The 17,719-nt window shown below is 36.3% G+C and carries 19 protein-coding genes; 9 read left to right on the top strand and 10 right to left on the bottom strand.

Features of this window, described 5'->3' with window-relative positions:
• Positions 1-47: 47 nt before the first annotated feature.
• From H9632_RS11545 to H9632_RS11535, 3 genes are all read right to left on the bottom strand, one after another.
• Positions 48-1,094 carry a DUF4097 family beta strand repeat-containing protein gene (locus H9632_RS11545; RefSeq protein WP_191704230.1) on the bottom strand — a complete coding sequence of 349 codons (1,047 nt, stop codon included), beginning with the start codon at positions 1,092-1,094 and terminating at the stop codon, positions 48-50.
• Between the two features lies 1 nt (position 1,095).
• On the bottom strand, positions 1,096-1,410 hold the full coding sequence (locus tag H9632_RS11540; RefSeq protein WP_191701435.1) for a PadR family transcriptional regulator: 315 nt from the start codon (positions 1,408-1,410) through the stop codon (positions 1,096-1,098).
• Between the two features lie 119 nt (positions 1,411-1,529).
• Positions 1,530-2,189: a phospholipid phosphatase gene (locus tag H9632_RS11535; RefSeq protein WP_191704229.1), complete on the bottom strand. Its 660-nt coding sequence runs from the start codon at positions 2,187-2,189 to the stop codon at positions 1,530-1,532.
• A 126-nt stretch (positions 2,190-2,315) separates the two neighbouring features.
• Here H9632_RS11535 and H9632_RS11530 point away from each other — a divergent pair, with 126 nt between their 5' ends.
• On the top strand, positions 2,316-3,527 hold the full coding sequence (locus H9632_RS11530) for an NAD(P)/FAD-dependent oxidoreductase (RefSeq protein WP_191704228.1): 1,212 nt from the start codon (positions 2,316-2,318) through the stop codon (positions 3,525-3,527).
• Positions 3,528-3,634: 107 nt separating this feature from the next.
• Here the strand turns inward: H9632_RS11530 and H9632_RS11525 are convergent, their stop codons facing one another.
• A complete protein-coding gene (locus H9632_RS11525) occupies positions 3,635-5,338 on the bottom strand; it encodes a putative bifunctional diguanylate cyclase/phosphodiesterase (protein ID WP_191704227.1) in 1,704 nt (567 codons plus the stop codon).
• Positions 5,339-5,775: 437 nt separating this feature from the next.
• Here H9632_RS11525 and H9632_RS11520 point away from each other — a divergent pair, with 437 nt between their 5' ends.
• The 3 genes from H9632_RS11520 (at position 5,776) to H9632_RS11510 (ending at position 8,012) form a co-directional block, all read left to right on the top strand.
• Positions 5,776-6,315 carry a GNAT family N-acetyltransferase gene (locus H9632_RS11520; RefSeq protein WP_191704226.1) on the top strand — a complete coding sequence of 180 codons (540 nt, stop codon included), beginning with the start codon at positions 5,776-5,778 and terminating at the stop codon, positions 6,313-6,315.
• Positions 6,316-6,333: 18 nt separating this feature from the next.
• A complete protein-coding gene (locus tag H9632_RS11515) occupies positions 6,334-7,506 on the top strand; it encodes a M20 metallopeptidase family protein (protein ID WP_191704225.1) in 1,173 nt (390 codons plus the stop codon).
• Between the two features lie 74 nt (positions 7,507-7,580).
• The gene (locus H9632_RS11510) at positions 7,581-8,012 is read left to right on the top strand and encodes a hypothetical protein (protein WP_191704224.1); all 432 of its coding nucleotides are present in this window, start codon (positions 7,581-7,583) and stop codon (positions 8,010-8,012) included.
• Between the two features lie 34 nt (positions 8,013-8,046).
• Here the strand turns inward: H9632_RS11510 and H9632_RS11505 are convergent, their stop codons facing one another.
• Positions 8,047-8,529, bottom strand: a complete 483-nt coding sequence (locus H9632_RS11505) for a GNAT family N-acetyltransferase (RefSeq protein WP_191704223.1) — start codon at positions 8,527-8,529, stop codon at positions 8,047-8,049.
• A 183-nt stretch (positions 8,530-8,712) separates the two neighbouring features.
• Here H9632_RS11505 and H9632_RS11500 point away from each other — a divergent pair, with 183 nt between their 5' ends.
• Both H9632_RS11500 and H9632_RS11495 read left to right on the top strand, forming a co-directional pair.
• Positions 8,713-9,231 (top strand): DUF6773 family protein, encoded by a 519-nt coding sequence (locus H9632_RS11500; RefSeq protein ID WP_191704222.1) that lies wholly within the window; start codon positions 8,713-8,715, stop codon positions 9,229-9,231.
• A gap of 6 nt (positions 9,232-9,237) precedes the next feature.
• Positions 9,238-9,441, top strand: coding sequence for a helix-turn-helix transcriptional regulator (locus H9632_RS11495; RefSeq protein WP_191704221.1), 204 nt, complete (start codon positions 9,238-9,240; stop codon positions 9,439-9,441).
• A gap of 58 nt (positions 9,442-9,499) precedes the next feature.
• On the opposite strand, the gene H9632_RS11490 is transcribed toward H9632_RS11495, so the two are convergent.
• Together H9632_RS11490 and H9632_RS11485 are read right to left on the bottom strand one after the other, a co-directional pair.
• Positions 9,500-10,564 (bottom strand): PQQ-dependent sugar dehydrogenase, encoded by a 1,065-nt coding sequence (locus H9632_RS11490; protein WP_225223812.1) that lies wholly within the window; start codon positions 10,562-10,564, stop codon positions 9,500-9,502.
• 183 nt (positions 10,565-10,747) lie between these two features.
• Positions 10,748-11,290 (bottom strand): GNAT family N-acetyltransferase, encoded by a 543-nt coding sequence (locus H9632_RS11485; RefSeq protein WP_191704219.1) that lies wholly within the window; start codon positions 11,288-11,290, stop codon positions 10,748-10,750.
• Between the two features lie 133 nt (positions 11,291-11,423).
• Between H9632_RS11485 and H9632_RS11480 the strand changes: the two genes are divergently transcribed.
• Together H9632_RS11480 and H9632_RS11475 are read left to right on the top strand one after the other, a co-directional pair.
• Complete coding sequence (locus tag H9632_RS11480) at positions 11,424-13,412, top strand: methyl-accepting chemotaxis protein (RefSeq protein ID WP_191704218.1); 1,989 nt, start codon at positions 11,424-11,426, stop codon at positions 13,410-13,412.
• A gap of 193 nt (positions 13,413-13,605) precedes the next feature.
• Complete coding sequence (locus H9632_RS11475; RefSeq protein WP_191704217.1) at positions 13,606-14,538, top strand: S-layer homology domain-containing protein; 933 nt, start codon at positions 13,606-13,608, stop codon at positions 14,536-14,538.
• A 69-nt stretch (positions 14,539-14,607) separates the two neighbouring features.
• On the opposite strand, the gene psiE is transcribed toward H9632_RS11475, so the two are convergent.
• Positions 14,608-15,036 (bottom strand): phosphate-starvation-inducible protein PsiE, encoded by a 429-nt coding sequence (psiE, locus tag H9632_RS11470; protein WP_191704216.1) that lies wholly within the window; start codon positions 15,034-15,036, stop codon positions 14,608-14,610.
• 130 nt (positions 15,037-15,166) lie between these two features.
• Positions 15,167-15,754, bottom strand: coding sequence for a DUF4166 domain-containing protein (locus tag H9632_RS11465; RefSeq protein WP_191704215.1), 588 nt, complete (start codon positions 15,752-15,754; stop codon positions 15,167-15,169).
• A 141-nt stretch (positions 15,755-15,895) separates the two neighbouring features.
• On the opposite strand from H9632_RS11465, the gene H9632_RS11460 reads away from it, so the two are divergent.
• Positions 15,896-16,399: a hypothetical protein gene (locus tag H9632_RS11460; protein WP_191704214.1), complete on the top strand. Its 504-nt coding sequence runs from the start codon at positions 15,896-15,898 to the stop codon at positions 16,397-16,399.
• A gap of 344 nt (positions 16,400-16,743) precedes the next feature.
• Here the strand turns inward: H9632_RS11460 and H9632_RS11455 are convergent, their stop codons facing one another.
• Positions 16,744-17,631 carry a LysR family transcriptional regulator gene (locus H9632_RS11455; protein WP_191704213.1) on the bottom strand — a complete coding sequence of 296 codons (888 nt, stop codon included), beginning with the start codon at positions 17,629-17,631 and terminating at the stop codon, positions 16,744-16,746.
• Between the last annotated feature and the right edge of the window lie 88 nt (positions 17,632-17,719).

The raw sequence follows: 17,719 nt of genomic DNA, 5'->3' as shown, positions 1-17,719 counted from the left end.
GTTTTATTATACGGATTATGACGATGAAATTCTAATTTTTACAATGATTACAGGACTAACCGATCCTCTACTGTAATTTTCCCATTACTAGTTTTCAATTGAATTCGATGTTCTTTCGTTCCATGTGTATAATGCGACGTTTTTTCATTATAAATGGAGACAGAACCCCAGGCAGTCGAACTTTCAATTTCAACATTTTCTAACTTTCCTTCTGTGCTCAATAAAATTTGCCCATTATCGGATGCAAAATTTAATGGGGATTGAACAGTTTTTAATTGGGCTACAATCCGTCCATTTCGTGACTGTGCTTTAATTTCACCTACAACATCTTTCAGTTCTACACGTCCGTTATCAGACTCTAATTGAAGTTCCTGACCCACTACATTCTCTGCAATAATTCGACCATTATTAGAACTTGCTTTTACATTTTTAATATTAGTTTCTGTAAGTACAACACGCCCATTAGCAGAGTGAGCATCAAGCATCTTCCCTTGAATATGATCTGTTAAAATACGACCGTTATCTGATCTTAAATAAAATTGCTGTGCGACTGTTTCGGACACCTTAATACGCCCATTGTCATTATTGATTGTGAGATTCTCATATTGTTTTTTCGGCAAATGAATAACCGTATCTATTGGATTGATTGACCCTATTATTGTTATAAACCAAAAACGGCGAACTTGTTCTTGACGCTTTACGGAAATAAAAAGTGTGTCATTTTTAATTTCCATCGTTGCTTCTGTTAAGTTGTCCTTATCCTTTGCTTCAATCATTGCCTCACTAGCATCTGTTGGAATAATTAATATGTTAACTCCGTCAGCTTCTATCTCTACATTGCGATATGGAAACGTTTCATCATTTTTCATAATGGCCATATTCTCTGTGAAATCCTCTTCATCATATGAGGCAAGAAGTTCTTCGGCCAACTCCTTTATATTTCCGAACGATTGAATGATTTCCTCTGTCGTTTTCCCCTCGGCACGGCCATTTTCGAAGTATTCCTCAAAGTCTCGGCGAATATCCTCACGCTCTTGCTGCTGTAATTTTTCTAAATGGTGATCAAGTAAAATTAAAAATTGTTGTTCGTTCATTTTATTTGCTCCCTTGAATTAAAGTATTTACACCTGAAATAAAACTTTCCCATTCATTACGTAAGCTGTTTAGTTGTTCAATGCCTTGTTCGGTAATTTGATAATATTTGCGTGGCGGTCCCTCTGTAGACTCCATTAAGTACGTTGTGAAAAGCCCATCTTTTGTGAGCCTGCGCAATAACGGATAGACCGAGCCTTCTGAAATTTCTATTTGTGTTGAGATCGCCTGGACAAGCTCATATCCGTACATATCTTTCTGCTCTAACAAGGCGAGTACACATAAATTTAATACACCTTTTTTAAATTGAGGATTCACTACTTCACCTCACACCTCACTATTGTTTTATATACAGTAGTGTATCAAACACTAATGTTCATTGCAAGGTAGTGTACAAAAAATAATTGTGCTAAGTAAAAAACTAGCACAATTATTTATTAATATCTTTTATGCTCTCTTTCATTTGAAAAATGAATGGCTGTCCACATTAACGTTGCAATTAAAAATAATTCGAATGCATTTGTAATCGCATCGCTCCCGATATCGAGCGGGAACGCACTGCCAATTGTCATAAAGATTGTTCCGACAAGCATCCACCACCACTTTCTTTTCCAAGCAAGCATAATTGCAGCGATTAATAATGCTACAAGAACTATTAAAATCATGAGTGGAGGTCCTGATGCGGCTTCAGTTGTACTATAGTTAAGTACCCCATATGACTCTTGTGGTGCGAGTTCAAGACCACTTAGCTCCGTAAAATACTCGACAATCATTGCCAAAATCCATAAAGCACCAAATGAAAAGGCAACCCATTTTTTATAGGCAAACTGAATGTTCGCTTCTCTCATAACGAATAATGAAAAAATAATCAATGTTGGGGTAAAGATTGCGTGAAGCCAGAATCGTCCATAGCTTAAATTTTTTAGTAACTCCCCTTCTCCAAACAAGTGTCCTACCGCTAATATTGCATTATCATAAATAAGGGCAAGGATGACAAAAAATATAATTGCCGAGGCTGTTTTTTTATGTTTCGTAATTCCCCAAATTAAGATAACAATATAAGCTAATGCAAAAAATCCAAAAATATAAGGATCCATCTACTATACCTCCTTCTAATTTCTATTCTTTCCTCTTTACCCATATTTATTTAATCTAAAAATTCCAAGATTAGAAATAGTAAAGAACGGGAAATATTCTCTAGATCATCTCAAGGGGGACTATATATGGAATTACACAACGGCTTATTGTTTTGGCCGAGTACATTCGTTAAAAAACAACATTCGAACCCACCCATTAGACCGCATTACGATGTCATCGTGGTCGGTGCTGGAATGAGTGGAATATTAACAGCGAAGGCATTGATTGATGAGGGCTTAAAAGTAGCCGTGTTAGAACGAAACGAAATTGGCTCTGGCAGTACTGCCGCCAATACTGGACTCCTCCAATATTCAAATGACATCCAGCTACATGAATTAAGCGAATTGATAGGTGAAGAGGATGCAGTGCGCTTTTATAAACTTTGCTATAAAGCCGTAGACCAATTAGAGGAAATAGCACATTCATTGCTCGATCAGGCAGATTTTATTCGACGCCCGAGCATTTGTTATGCAAGTAAAAAAGGCGATGTAAAAGTACTGGAAAAAGAATGTGAGATGTTAATAAAACACGGTTTTCCTGCTGAGTTCTGGAACGAACTTGTCGTAGAAAAGCGGTTGCCTTTTAAAGCGCCTGCTGCATTGTACACGAATGATGATGCAGAAATAAATCCTTATAAATTTGTTGTTTCCTTAGCAGAACAGCTAATAGGGCAAGGAATGGATTTATTTGAACATACGTACGCCAATGTGATTGAAAACGAAGGAAATGAGATTATTCTGCGAACAATGAATGGTGACTTTAAAGCATCACGGATCGTCTATACAACAGGTTATGAGCGGCTCCCGTATGCAACAATAAAGGGCGCTGACATTAATCGCTCCTATGCGATTGTTACCGAGCAAAAACCAAGCTTTAAAGGCTGGTTTGAGGATGCACTAATTTGGGAAACGGCCCGTCCATATTTATATATGAGAAAAACGGTGGACAATCGCATTATTATCGGTGGGTTGGATGAAAGAAAATCATCACCCGCCAAACATGAAACAGTAGTCGACGCGATGGCACGTGAGCTAATCGATAAACTCCATGAGTTATTGCCTGACGAAACGTTTCATGCACCATACAAATATTGTGCATCGTTCGGGGAATCTTTAGACCACCTTCCATTTATCGGGCAACATCCAGAAGACCCAAATCATTATTATTTGCTTGGCTTTGGCGGCAATGGCACAGTTTATAGCATGCTCGGCTCGAAAATTATAGCTGACTTAATTATGAATCGACCAAATGACGACGCACGTATTGTCACATTAGACCGGAAATATGGAATTAAATAAGTAACCGCCATGGTTTTTCTATCAGTTTTTAGGGCAAGCCATGGCTTTTTATTCTTAGCTTCTTAAAACTTTTCACAAAATTAATATACATCAACATGCGTGGATAGTTATACTCGTATACCCTTCTCACTTAAACGTTTTGAAAAATCCTCAATATTTAATGGTCGGCTGTAATAGTAACCTTGGACAAACTCACAGTTAAATTCACGTAGTAGCAACAAGTCTTTGTTTTCTTCTACACCTTCTGCAACTATCTTTAAATCAAGTGCCCGCGCCAACGTTATAATAGCTGAGACCATTGCAACATCCGCTTCATTTTTATACATTTCATGGATGAACGACCGATCGATTTTCAGTAGATCAACCGGAAATCTTTTTAAATAGCTCAATGATGAGTACCCTGTACCAAAATCATCAATGGCTAATGTAATACCCATTTCTTTCAATTGCATTATCGTGTTCAGTAAATCTGTATTTTGATCTAAAAAGCTCATTTCGGTAATTTCTATTTCCAATGAACTTGGCGAAATATCATTGGTCTTTAGTATATTTTTCAAACGCTCAATAAAATCTTCTGCTTTTAAATGGCTTGGCGAAATATTAACCGCGACACGTAGTTTTAAGTTAAATTGTTTGTTCCATTCCATAACTTGACGTCCAGCCGTAGCAATTACCCATTCACTAATGTCTGTTATAAAACCAACCTCTTCTGCAAATGGTATAAATTCATCCGGGGCCACAAAGCCAAGCTCCTCATCAAACCAACGAATTAGGGCTTCCATTCCATCAATTTTATTCGTCTGCAAATTTACTTTAGGCTGGTAATATAGCTCAAAAGCCTCGTTAATAATTGCATCATGCAATCTCGTCTCTAATTTCAGCATTTGGTTATGAGAAAAACGTTGCTGCTTTTTATAAATTACATAGCCTTTATTATTGCTTTTCTTCGCTTCATACATCGCAATATCTGCATATTTTAGGATATCCTGCGCTGACTGACCGTGTTCGGGGTAATTCACGGCTCCAATACTAATTGATGCATAAAATTTATGATTATTTAAATCGAATTGCCGCTGAATTTTATTTTGGAGGTCATCCGCAATTTTTTCCAGTAATTCGGGTTCCTTTAAAATACAAACAAACTCATCGCCACTTAACCGGTAAAAAGTGACTTCATCACTATTTAATGTTTTCATTCGCTGGGCTATTTCAACCAAAAAAATATCACCTATATGATGACCTAAACCATCATTAATATTTTTAAAACGATTTACATCAAACAGCATAAGTGTGAATGGCTGATTTTCTACTTCTATCAATTTATTTAAGTCATTTATTAATTGTCGGCGATTTTGCAGTCCTGTCAAATCATCATGATGGGCGATATGTATCATTTCTCCGATTTTCTTCCGAGCTGTAATATCTGAACGAATGGAAATGTATTGATACGGTTTTCCTTTGGAATTTAGAAATGGCACGATAGTCGTTTGCACCCAATATATTGAACCATCTTTTGCACAGTTACAAATTTCACCATGCCAAGTTTGTCCAGAACCAATTGTGCGCCACATTTCCTTAAAAAAAGTTTTTGGGTGGTAAGCTGAGTTTAACAGTCGGTGATCCTGTCCAATAAGCTCATTTCTTTCATATTTAGATATTTCACAAAATCGGTCGTTAACCATTGTAATTACACCGCGCTGGTCAGTAACAGCTAAAATAGAGGCTTCATCTAATGCCAATTTTATATTTTGTAATTCTTCTACTGTCAGTTGGATGGATCCTAGGACATTTGTTTGCTCTACCACAGCCATTTCTCCACCTCACTTTTAATTTATTGATATTCTATTATTATTTATATTCCCATTACGCTTTAATGGATTATTATAGTTCTTAATAAGCAATATTAATAGTTCTTATCATTAAACTCGGCTCATTTTCATTAATCTTTACCTTTTACCCCTACTTTTATTATCTATTACAATAATTCTCTTATAAATATCATTTATTTTCTATTAAAATCGAATATTTCCTAAAAACAGCAAGAGAGCCATCCCAAACACGGCTCATCTTCATATTCCTTTTTTAATGAAACACCACTAATAATTGATTTAATTTTCTGATAAAATAATATTAAGTTAATAAATAGAAATTAATGAACTTAATGAAACACACAACCTAGGTGATTGGAAAGTAGAACTATGCTCTTTTCAATCTATTACAAAAAAGAACACTTGAAAAGAGGAGAACAATGTATAAAGATCAAGATTTAACGATTCGACCAATTGTAGAAAATGATATGAAACGCTTATGGGAGCTTATATATAAAGAGGAACAGCCTGAATGGAAAAAGTGGGATGCACCCTACTATCCGCATAAAGCTATGCCTTACGAAAGCTTCATTCAAACAAAGCGCGATTGGATTGGCGATGATAGCTATTGGGTTATTGAAGTAGCTGGTGTAGTACGCGGAATTATTACGTATTACTGGGAGCATAAGCCTTCCAAATGGCTCGAAATCGGCATTGTTTTACACGAAGCTGGCTCGTGGGGCAAAGGTATTGGCACACGCGCATTGAAATTATGGATTGGACATTTATTTGAGTCAATGCCACTTGTTCGGGTTGGACTCACAACTTGGTCAGGCAATGAACGTATGATTCGTGTAGGTGAAAAACTCGGCATGCAAATGGAAGCACGTATTCGTAAAGTCCGCTATTATGATGGTCAATATTATGATTCAATTCGTATGGGGGTTTTACGAGAAGAGTGGGAAGCGTTACAACTATAAAATTTAGGGGTGGATGAATTGAGCATTTTAGAAAAGCTACAAGCCAATTTTGATGAGATGATTGAAATCCGTAGACATTTACACATGTATCCTGAGCTTTCTTTTAAAGAAGTAAATACACCAAAACTTATCGCTGATAAACTTGCTTCATTAGGCATTGAAGTAAAAGAAAACGTTGGCGGTAATGGCGTTGTTGGGTTTCTAAAAGGGGCTTATGATGGACCAACTATTGCATTTCGTGCAGATTTTGACGCACTTCCGATTCAAGATGAAAAGGATGTGTCCTACAAATCTAAAATTGATGGGGTAAGTCATGCGTGTGGACACGATATTCATACTGCTGCGCTTCTTGGTTTAGCCAAAGCACTTGCCGATGCACGAGAAATTCTACACGGCAATATCGTTTTTATTCACCAGTTCGCTGAAGAAGTTGTTCCTGGTGGGGCAAAAGCGATGGTAGAGGCAGGTTGTTTGGAAGGTGTCGATTACGTATATGGGGCGCATGTTTCATCCTGGAGCGAGGTTGGTACGGTACTGTTTTGTGAAGGCTATTCAATGGCCGCTGCAGACTTTTTCGAACTGACGATTCAAGGAAAAGGAGGTCACGGCGCATCTCCGCACGAAACGATTGATCCGATTATGGCAGCAGCACAATTTGTGTTTGGTGTGCAGCCAATTGTTAGCCGTAATGCCGATCCAATTGAATCCGCTGTAATTACCGTCGGCAAAATCGAGAGTGGTACAGTCGGCAATGTTATTCCTGATAAAGCTTATTTAACAGGGACTGTACGTACTTTTAATCCGGACGTACGCAATATGGTAGAGCAAAAACTAAATAACTTATGTAAAGCAATTGAAATTCAGTACGATGCCCAGCTCGATTTCCACTATACACGCGGCTATGATGCTGTATACAATCATCCTACTGAAACAGTTGCATTACGTGAAGCTGTTTCGAACAATTTACCTGAGCTTCAAGTTGTCAATGTACCGCCTCGTATGGGTGCTGAAGATTTCACGTATTATTTGCAGGAAAAGCCCGGTACATTCTTCTTTGTTGGTGGCGGTAATGACGACATTAATGCTATTTACCCGCATCACCATCCGAAATTTGATGTTGATGAGCAATCTATGCTTCATATTAGTGAAGTCTTTTTACAAGCCTTAACGCTCCATGGAGTAATAAAATAAAAATTGTTTTCAGGATCTATCTAAGTCTACTTTCCAGATAGATCCTTACCTATTTTCCCAAGGAGAGGTGATGTATGAAGGCTCTTAGAATAGGCGCTCTGCTTTCCATTGTAATTATAGTCATTTTTATCACGACAAATAGCGGTGTGCCTAATGCATCGGTTACTACAGATGATAGAAGAGTGACGGTTTTGAAAAGTTCTTATTGTTGGAATGAAATCTGGCGACAGCAATGTGTCGATTACATTTCACCTTCCGAACAAATAAAGGAAAAGGGAGTAGTTCCAACGGTTGTGGCACCCCAAAGCAAACTTCAAATCAAGTTTAATAAAAAACCAACCGAAGAGATTTCTATATCAGTTTGGAACAATGACAATATAGGTGAAATAGAATTTGTGGATAATACAATTACTGCCCCAAAAGAACGCGGCGTTTATATTTATGTCGTTTCCAGTCGTTGGAGTAAAGGAAGTGCCTCTTATGTGTTTAGTATAGAGGTGAAATAATCATACAGCCACTAACAGTAATCTTGTTGGTGGTTTAATTTCCTTCCCAATCAATCTCCTTTTCCATCGTTACCGTCTCCATAACAAAACCTAATGGGCTCGTCATTACTTCTTCTTGTGAAATATGGTACCCCAGCTTCTTATACAAACGAATATTATCCCCTTCCGATTTCCGAACTTTGCAGCGTACATAAGGCGTCTGCTCTTGTATTGCCTGCTTTTCAATATATCTTACAATCGCACTTGCTATTCCTTGCCCTTGGAATTCAGGCAACACTGATAACCTTGAAAAATAAAAATGATCTTTAAAACATCTAACCTTTACAACCCCAGCAAGCTGTCCTAGAACTTCTGCACCAAATATTAGTACATTACTTTCAAGCTCTTTTTTAATTGTTGATGCCGTTTCAATTAACGCACTCGAGGGCATCGGATCATCTTCATAACATTTAAACGCTGCATGAATTACTTCTATAATTTGATCCCCATCGCTAACACTTCTAATCGTATCAAGCATTTATATACCCTCCGCATTTAAAATAATTGTATGAAAATAACATATCATTAATTAAAATACATTAATAGTCATTTGAACGTATTTTCAAAGCAAAAAATACATCACTTTATGACATATATAAATTGCATTATGTAATTTATATTGTATAATGAAATTATCAAATAGAATAAAGGGGCGTTATTTATGGGGTTATTTAATCGTAAAATTGTTGATGAACGTGTACAAAATATCCAAAACAAAATTTATCGTGAAGTTTACTACATCGTATCCATTATTTGTCTTATTTCATTAATTACTAAAATGATTATTTACGGTCGCGGTGTCGAGTATATAGCAACTGAACTTATTATCCTAATAGCATGCGGTATTTATTATAGTTACCGCGCGATGTATACGGGGGTTTTATCGGAAGAGGTTGAAATCCATGATGCGAATAGTAAATTCCGCTATAGCACCAAGACTATTTTTATCGGCATTTTTACTGGTGTCGTAATCGCTTTAGCAATGGGATTAAATAGTGGCATCAACTATGCAGACAGTAATGCCCAGGCGATAGAATATTTCTTTATGGTATTTTTAATTTCATTGCTTATTTACGCACCGTTTCTAGCGCTATTTTTATTTATTGGCCATCAATCAGCTGTGAAGAAAAGCAAACAAGTAAATGATAAGATGTTAAAAGATGATGAAGATACGTGGTGAATACAGATGAAAAATGTACGTTTAAAAATGGCTCGTATTGAACATGATTTATCGCAGGAGGAATTGGCTAAAAAAGTGGGGGTAACTCGACAAACGATCGGACTCATTGAGCTCGGGAAATACAATCCAACATTAAGTGTGTGCATAGCGATTTGTAAAACATTAAATAAAACGTTGGACGATTTGTTTTGGGAAGAACAGTCTGAATAAAAGACGACGTGTAAAAGGGCTAGTAAAAGTTATCTGCTTTTACTAGCCCCTTTTTATTCTATAAGTCCAATGAGTATAGCTGATCATCTTTATTAGATGGATTTCCTCGACCATCTGTATTATTCGTAATAAAGTAAAGTTTATCTTCTTCTATCCAAACATCCCGTACTCGACCTACATCATTAACGATTTCTTCCACTTCTTTTGTATCTAAATTAAAAGCAAGTATCGCCGTCCCTCTCAGTGCAGCAACATATAGCTTTCCATTGTAAAAAGCCATACCTGAAGGAGCCCAAGTCGTTCCCTCACCTGAGGTAAATAAAGGAGACATTAATCCTTCTTGTTCTTCATCCCCTTCAATAGTAGGCCAGCCATAATTTTTTCCTGCTTCAATTTCATTAATTTCATCATTCGCACTTTGCCCATGTTCACTCGCATACATTTTTCCATCCGGAGACCAAGTGATGCCTTGCGGGTTCCGGTGCCCATAGCTATATACATATGAGCCAGGGAATAGGTTGTCCTTTGGAATACTGCCATCTAAATTCAGACGCAATATTTTTCCACCTAACGAATCCGTATCTTGCGCAATTTCAGGATCTGACGCATCACCCGCTGTAGCATAAAGCATGTTATCTGGACCTATTTTCAAACGACCACCGTGATGATAAGTTCCACTTGGGATTTCGTCAACAAGCACTTGCTGCTCTTGCCATATATTGTTTTCTAATTGAAGTAACACAACCCGATTAAACTGTTCTTGTCCCTTTTCATAAGTATAATACGCAAATGCTTTATTTGACTGTTCGAAATCCGGTGCTAATACAAGTCCCAATAAGCCTGCCTCTGAAGCAGTTGAAAGTGTTTGTTCCAAGCTTACTTCCTGTCTTACTACTTCACCTTGCTCTACCTTTACAATATTACCTGTACGCTCCGTAATATAAAAACTATCACCGAGCTTATTAATTGCCCATGGTGCATTAAGGTTAGTTACGATGGCTTCATATCGTCCATCAACCTGTATGTCCTCATTTGCAGGCAAAGGCTGAACCTGTTCGTCTTCTTTTGCTGAACATCCGAAGAAAAATAATATCACTATGCTTAATCCGACAAGCAACTTCAAAATAAAACCTCCTTTTTTATAAAAACTATCGTTCATATAAATTACTACCCTTATATATGGACATTTACTATATATTTTTGAAGTATTTGCCCACAAAAATATAAAACACTTAAAATATTGCTATAACAACATTTCAAGCGTTTTATTAGAAGTATAATAATGATTCCTAAAAGGACAGAACATCTAATTATTTTTAATATAATCTTCTGCTAAAATAGCTAAATAATCCATATCTTCATATACACCATCTTTTAAAAACTCTTGTCTATGGCGCCCTTCCCATATCATTCCTGACTTTTCCATTACTTTTCTTGAAGCGGTATTTCTAACCATGCAGCGGCTATAAATTCTATTTAATTGATGTTCCTGAAATCCATATTCTATTATTTTCTTGCATGCTTCTGTTGCATATCCCTTGCCCCACTCCGAAACATCAATAAAATAACCTACTTCAGCATTTCTGTGATTTTTTGAAATCGTAACTAACCCACAATTTCCAATATAACGGCCATTTTCTTTTAGAAATGCTGCAAATTCATAGGCCTTTCCTTGTTCAAAACTTTTCTGTAAATAAGAAATCCAACTATACACCACTTCACGAGGATAAGGATGCGGAATCATCACCATTGTATCTGCAATTTCCTTATGCTTCACGACCTCGTAAATGTCATCTGCAAATTCTTTTTCATAAGGCTTTAATAAGAGTCTTTCTGTTTCTAAAATCATTTTCAATCCCCCTTCATTTTTTGGAATAATATTATATTAATAATAACAAAAAATGATTTTGCAATATTCATTATTTACTATTATTATTATTATTAGAAAAGTAAAAACTTACTATTAATTTAAGGATGAGTCTATGAAAATATCAGTAAAATGGAAAATAATAGGGATAGTTATTATGATTATTATTATTGGCTTAGGATCATTGGCAACCATTAGTTCTATTATTATTTCGAACAAAACAGAAGAAAGCGTTGTGAATCAAAGTAAGATCATTGTGGAACAGTTATCAACGAATGTTCAAACAGTTTTAGAAAATTATGGTAACTCTCTTCAAATAATTGCACAATCTGATGAAATTGAAAACTACTATTTGAATAATAGTGTGCTTTTTGACGAAGCGGATGCAACACTTCGTCAGGATTTTCAAACATTTTTAGCTACATACCCTAATGTGTCCGGAATTTATACTGCTGACGTTGAAGGGTTGATGTATGAGCCTCACTTTGATGGTCTCGAAGATATCGATGCGACAACACGCCCTTGGTATCAGCTTGGCCTAGAGAATCCGGATGTCGTGAGCTGGACAGAGCCCTATTTGGATGCGGCAACTGGTACTTTTACTATTACTGGGGTGACAGGCATAAAAGTAAATGACCAAGTAACCGGGGTACTTGCAGCAGATATTTTATTAACAAACTTAACAGAAATGGTTTCAGCAATGGAGCTTGGATATAAAGGATATCCTGTCATTTTTGACCGTACAGGCTTAGCAATTGTCCACCCCGATCTCGCAGGTGAGGACCTATCGGGGGAACCATACGCTAAGCAGTTACTGCAAACAACTGAATCTGCAACTATTAAAGAATCAATAAATAATGTGGCGAGTATTATCGTTTCAGAGCGTATCGATAATGTAGATTGGACCATAGCCACGATTTATGATAAATCCAGTCTCAACAGTACAGCAACTGATATTCAAAAGATTATTTTCTTAATTACAATTGGAATATTGACTATTACCTTTATCGTGCTATACTTCTTTATTTCAAAAATTGTTCAACCGCTCTTTGCCCTCGGTACATTAATGGGGAAAGTATCTCAAGGAGATTTAACTGTTCATATTGATGTAAAAACAAAAGATGAAATTGGACGTTTAGCTCACCACTTTAACTCAATGATTGGTGAAATGAAAAATATTATTAGTATTGTAAAAACCTCTTCCGAACAAGTAGATGATCGCTCACAACATTTAAGTGCGATGGCTGAACAAACGAGCGCCTCTTCGGTTCAAGTGGCACAAGCTGTAAATGAAATTGCAATTAGTGCTGCGAATACATCTGACCAGGCGGATATTGTGACGGAGCAATCAACAAGTTTAAGCGAGAAAATCAACAATATGAAAAATCTATCCACTCAAGTTGAACAAACAACAAAAGAAGCAGCGTCCCTGAATCAGGAAGGTCGTCAGAAGATGGATAACCTTTTAGAAAGCTTTACAGAAAATGATCAGGAACTAATAGAGCTGACAAAGGTGATTATGTTGTTAGAGTCACAAATTGTTTCAATCGATTCTATAATGAATACGATTTCCTCTATTTCAACCCAGACAAATTTACTTGCACTTAATGCTTCCATTGAGGCTGCTCGTGCTGGTGAGCACGGCAAGGGATTTGCGGTTGTTGCAGAAGAGGTACGCAAACTGGCTGAACAATCGGCTGAGGCAACAGAAACCGTCAAAAAAACGATTCATCAGCTTCAAAGTCAGTCTCATGATGTGACAATTCGTATGAATGAAATGAAGCGGTCTTTTAATGAATCAAATGAAGTCGTTAATACAACGGGCGAGCTGTTCGCGCAGCTATCTAATTTAATTGACCGTGTAAACCATTCATTTATTGCTGTTCATTCAGAAATTGATAATGTAAATAAATACAAAGACCGTGTGCTTGATACAATCGAGGAAATGTCGATGAATTCACAAACAGCAGCTGCTGCTTGTGAAGAAGTAAGTGCATCGACCGACGAGCAGTTACATGCGATTCAATCGGTCGCACAGGCATCAGAGGAGTTAAATCACTTGAGCACTGACCTTGCGACAGCTGTTAGTCGTTTCAAAATTTAAGGAAAAAAAGATGTATCCAAATAGAAGTGCAGCCAACGTACACTAAATTGTACTTTGGCTGCACTTTTTAATTACTCTATTCACTAAGATTATTAATGAAATACAAAGCTTTTCTATCAATTTATTGATTATTCTGGTAATAATATGGTATGTTAAAGGAAAATTAACCCAAATAATTAAAGGAGCTGGATAAATGAAAAGAACTTTTGTATCTCTTAGTATAGCATTAGGATTGTTATTTTCGACAAGTGCCGGCGCAAATGCCAAAGTACATTACACTGACGTAAAGGAATCTGACAACTTTTATCCATCTGTTCAATATTTATTAGATCAAAAGGCTATTAGCAGAACTTTACCTAAGTTTAGACCTTATGAAAATATTACACGTGGACAGGTTTCCAGTATATTAACAAAGGCATTGGACAATCGTTTAAAAGAGGTAGAATACTCAGATTTGTATTATGGAATCGACTATATAGACGTGCCGAAGACAGATCAATTTTACCCTTATATTGATAGACTGTTCTTTAATGGAATAATGCGTGGCTATACTGTCGGAAATTCTTTCGATTGGGCATTTGGTATAAATCAACCTTTAACACGTGGACAATTTGCTGGAATCATTATAAAAGCCTATGACATTCCACTAATTCAACGTCACAGCTACAAAGAGAATGGAGCTGGTAAATCGGATATCTTTAACGGCAATTACTTTACGGATCCATGGGGACAACAAATTGCCACACTTGAAACACTCGGAATTATATCTGGCTATCAGGATGGTAACTTTAAACCTAATACACCCATTAAGCGTTCACAGTTTGCCAATATGCTAGTAAAGGCTGATAGAGATGAGCTAAACTTTTTTAATCAGTCAACTCTTGTGAGGGAATTTATAACGTTAGGTATTAATGCAGACGTTGCGGTTGAAAAGCTGAAATCCCTTTCAAATAATGAGGTGCTAAAATATATCGCTTCTTATAAAGATATTCGTTATATAGATACGGTTAATATGGCGGCAACAGTCAGAAAAGAAGGGGAAATTATATTTAAAGATATTCAAGTGAAACTTATTGTTTCAAAAGATGCGGATGATAAGTGGCTAATAAATGTAGTTAAGAATTAAGGAACCTGCTATTACACTTTAAAATAAGCCTCAAGCCCTTTCAAGACTTGAAACTTATACTCACTGTATTTAATATTTCTTCACTGGTCTCTCTCTCGGAGTTATATTAATAATATAGTAACCAATGATTAAAATTAATATAACTCCTGCGAAAATAAGTGTATCTAATGCAGAATCATGTTCGACAATAATGAGCCGGAGCATTGCCGTAATCCCGATGTACATAAAGTAACGAAGCGGGAAATGGTAATCCTCTTTAAAGTATTTCACAATCATTGTTATAAACTCAAAGTACAGAAAGAAGACTAAAATTTTTGCTAAAAAGTATTTATACTCCTGCTTCCCGCTATTAATTATAAACTTTAGAAATTCGACCATCTCGACGATGAGCATGACGCATAGAGCTAACGCCAGTACCGATAAACCAATATTCAAAATCACTTGCAAAACTTTAGGAATCAATTCTTTGAATGGCTTAGGATTGGTTAAAAGCTTCATTGTACACACCTCCAGATGTTATATTTTCAGATTATTCCATCTGTTTATATGTGTCAATTTTGTAAGCGATTACTATCCCAAAAAATTTTTTCTCTTTTTTTTATTGATTAAATCTCGTGCAGAAAAACTGCTAAAAAGGTTCTGTTTCTTTAAACTCCCCAATATAGCTGACAATTTTACCGAATAGGGGATTGTATGTAGCAATTTCAATTGTATACATTTGTTTTTGTTCATTAAAGCATTCAACCGCGCTGCCACGCCCTTCTAAAATAGAAGGCAGCGGAATTTCAACAGGACCTGCGACAAGCTTTTGTGCCCCTGATTTTGTAATGAGACCACCATCTTTCGTTGTGAAAAATTCTAAATCAGCAGATACAATGGTGGGTTTACCTAAATAATCACGTGCTGTTAGACTGTTTAAATTAACATGCATTGCAGTTGTAAAGGTTCTTGTTGCGGCAGGGAAGTAAAAAGTTCTTTCAAATATTACAGTGTCCTTGCCATCCCATGTATTTTTAAGTGTAAAAGGAATGTTTTTGCCGTTTTCAGGAAACAAGAAATTCACATGCTTTCCGAGTAGATAAACAGGCTTTATAAAAGTAGAACCTGTTTGAATCTCATGCATGACTCCCTTTGCATAAAAGGGCATTGTATATCGATGCTGTAATTTTGGATGGAGCTGCTCAAACTGTTTGCCTAGCAAAATTTGATAGATCATAGAAATCCTCCTAATAGTGCATCCATTAAAAAAAGGAATAGTTGCCGAATTTGTAGAACTTTTTATTGAGATAATTAATCTCATTGTACGGTTGATCATTTAAAATTTACAACTATTTGGTTATTTTGGGGAGGCGATACTATGAATAGGATAAAAATAATCTTAATATTTTTCAGTATGCTACTTTGCATAACAGGCTGTACACCTGCTCAAGAAGAAATAGAAAAAGAACTTATTTTACCTGCTACAATTCCTTCATTTGTTCAAAAGAGTGATATTGAAACAATTGATTGGGATAGAAAGGCTGTAAAATTTGGGGACAGCGGAATGATTGGCAATGAAAAAAAATCCGGTGTAATAGGAGCAGATATGCCGAGTTTAAATGGTCAAAAGTGGATGTGGCACCTTTGGGGAACAGAAAATGCCACAAATACCGATCTTACAGTAGTTGGCTTTCATAGAGAATCAGGTACTGTTCATCCAATACTTATTGATGGTTGGTCACTGAAACTTGGTGGTGAGAATAATGGAGCTGACGCTCATATTCCTTCTAGCGTTAAAATACCCAAATCAGGGGAATGGGCAATTTTACTTTATACGAACGGGGAATTATTCGATACGGTTGTATATAATATACACAAATAATGACCGATACGATTCCAGCACCCATAGCCATGCTGATTTGAGATGAAGTTTAATTTATCCCCCCACCCCAATGGATTCCTTTGTCCTAAAGGGGAAAAAATCCTTAAGTGAGGAGCGGTTTTTTGGTTCATTTATTAGAGAACATTTTTCAAATATCAGCAGTTATATTATTACTGTGTTCCATCTATTATTATAGACATTTTAAAAAAATGAAGAGGGAAAGAAAACTGAATTCATCAGAGCTTTCAATATATATTATTACTAGAATTGCTATTATTCTTTTTGCAGCTAGTTATATGCTTCTGTTTTTGGATAGAAACTACGGTTAACATAATAAAGGGAAGTTAGATTTCTAAATCTCCTAATTTCCTTTTTAAAAATTGAATAAACGGATACTCATTCTGATCTGCTTTCCTTGTACAAATAAACAGGCTTTGACTGATTTCTACCTGATCTACAAATACACGCGCCAGACTGCCTTGTACCAATTTCTCCTTTACACTTACGGCTGGTGCAATGGCCATTCCATAACCAGCTTCCACGACTTTTATTGATTCAAGTACACCTTCCATTTGTAAGCCGAATTTTGGTAGCGGACAATTATGTGTATAAAAAATTGCCTCGAGTAAATCCAGCGTTGAACTGCCCCGTTCTCTATAAATAAAATCATGCCCACTCAATTCAAAAATTGATACTTCTTTATTTGCTAGAGGATGAGTTGGATTTACTACAAACCAAAATGGGATATCCAGTATTTTCTCAAAGGATAAATCTTCATGACCTATATTACTCTGTACAACAAAGCCAAAATCGACTTCATAATTTAGGACGAGCCGCTCTACTGACTGCACATTACCTAACGATACATACACATCGATTTGTGGGTTTTCCAATTTATAACTCGCAATTATTGACGGTAAAATATAATTTGTTGAAATATAAGAAGAAGCAATTTTTACGTTCTCCTTCTTCGCCAAAAATGTGTTAAATTTTTCATCAATTTGTTCCTCTAAATAGAATAAGCGCATTCCTTGTTCATAAAGAAATTCCCCTTCGGAGGTTAGTTGTATCCCTCTTCCCTTTCCAGTAATGAGCTTGACCCCGATTTCCCCTTCAAGTTTTCGAATCTGTGCGGTAACAGCTGGCTGGCTAATATGCAGTATATTTGCCGCTTCGGTAATACTGCCTAGCTTTGCGACATTTGTAAAAATTCTTAGTGTATGTAAATTCATTTTCTCACCCATTCATAACTAAAATTTATGAATAAACAAAATATATATATTTGTTTTATGAGTAGTATAGCAGTATTTTGTCATTAGG

Origin of the sequence: Solibacillus merdavium (assembly GCF_014836935.1) — a bacterium.
Taxonomy (GTDB): domain Bacteria; phylum Bacillota; class Bacilli; order Bacillales_A; family Planococcaceae; genus Solibacillus; species Solibacillus ferritrahens.
The sequence above is the reverse complement of the archived record's forward strand: the minus strand, read 5'-3'. Positions and strand labels throughout refer to the sequence as shown.

Excerpts from the sequence above, each read along its gene's own strand:
- H9632_RS11530 (WP_191704228.1), top strand. The coding sequence starts at position 2,316 with ATGGAATTACACAACGGCTTATTGTTTTGGCCGAGTACATTCGTTAAA.
- H9632_RS11505 (WP_191704223.1), bottom strand. The coding sequence starts at position 8,529 with ATGCTTGATACGATTAGAAGTGTTAGCGATGGGGATCAAATTATAGAA.
- H9632_RS11520 (WP_191704226.1), top strand. The coding sequence starts at position 5,776 with ATGTATAAAGATCAAGATTTAACGATTCGACCAATTGTAGAAAATGAT.
- H9632_RS11455 (WP_191704213.1), bottom strand. The coding sequence starts at position 17,631 with ATGAATTTACATACACTAAGAATTTTTACAAATGTCGCAAAGCTAGGC.
- H9632_RS11510 (WP_191704224.1), top strand. The coding sequence starts at position 7,581 with ATGAAGGCTCTTAGAATAGGCGCTCTGCTTTCCATTGTAATTATAGTC.
- H9632_RS11475 (WP_191704217.1), top strand. The coding sequence starts at position 13,606 with ATGAAAAGAACTTTTGTATCTCTTAGTATAGCATTAGGATTGTTATTT.
- H9632_RS11545 (WP_191704230.1), bottom strand. The coding sequence starts at position 1,094 with ATGAACGAACAACAATTTTTAATTTTACTTGATCACCATTTAGAAAAA.
- H9632_RS11495 (WP_191704221.1), top strand. The coding sequence starts at position 9,238 with ATGAAAAATGTACGTTTAAAAATGGCTCGTATTGAACATGATTTATCG.
- H9632_RS11465 (WP_191704215.1), bottom strand. The coding sequence starts at position 15,754 with ATGATCTATCAAATTTTGCTAGGCAAACAGTTTGAGCAGCTCCATCCA.
- H9632_RS11485 (WP_191704219.1), bottom strand. The coding sequence starts at position 11,290 with ATGATTTTAGAAACAGAAAGACTCTTATTAAAGCCTTATGAAAAAGAA.
- H9632_RS11535 (WP_191704229.1), bottom strand. The coding sequence starts at position 2,189 with ATGGATCCTTATATTTTTGGATTTTTTGCATTAGCTTATATTGTTATC.
- H9632_RS11480 (WP_191704218.1), top strand. The coding sequence starts at position 11,424 with ATGAAAATATCAGTAAAATGGAAAATAATAGGGATAGTTATTATGATT.
- H9632_RS11500 (WP_191704222.1), top strand. The coding sequence starts at position 8,713 with ATGGGGTTATTTAATCGTAAAATTGTTGATGAACGTGTACAAAATATC.
- H9632_RS11525 (WP_191704227.1), bottom strand. The coding sequence starts at position 5,338 with ATGGCTGTGGTAGAGCAAACAAATGTCCTAGGATCCATCCAACTGACA.
- psiE (WP_191704216.1), bottom strand. The coding sequence starts at position 15,036 with ATGAAGCTTTTAACCAATCCTAAGCCATTCAAAGAATTGATTCCTAAA.
- H9632_RS11460 (WP_191704214.1), top strand. The coding sequence starts at position 15,896 with ATGAATAGGATAAAAATAATCTTAATATTTTTCAGTATGCTACTTTGC.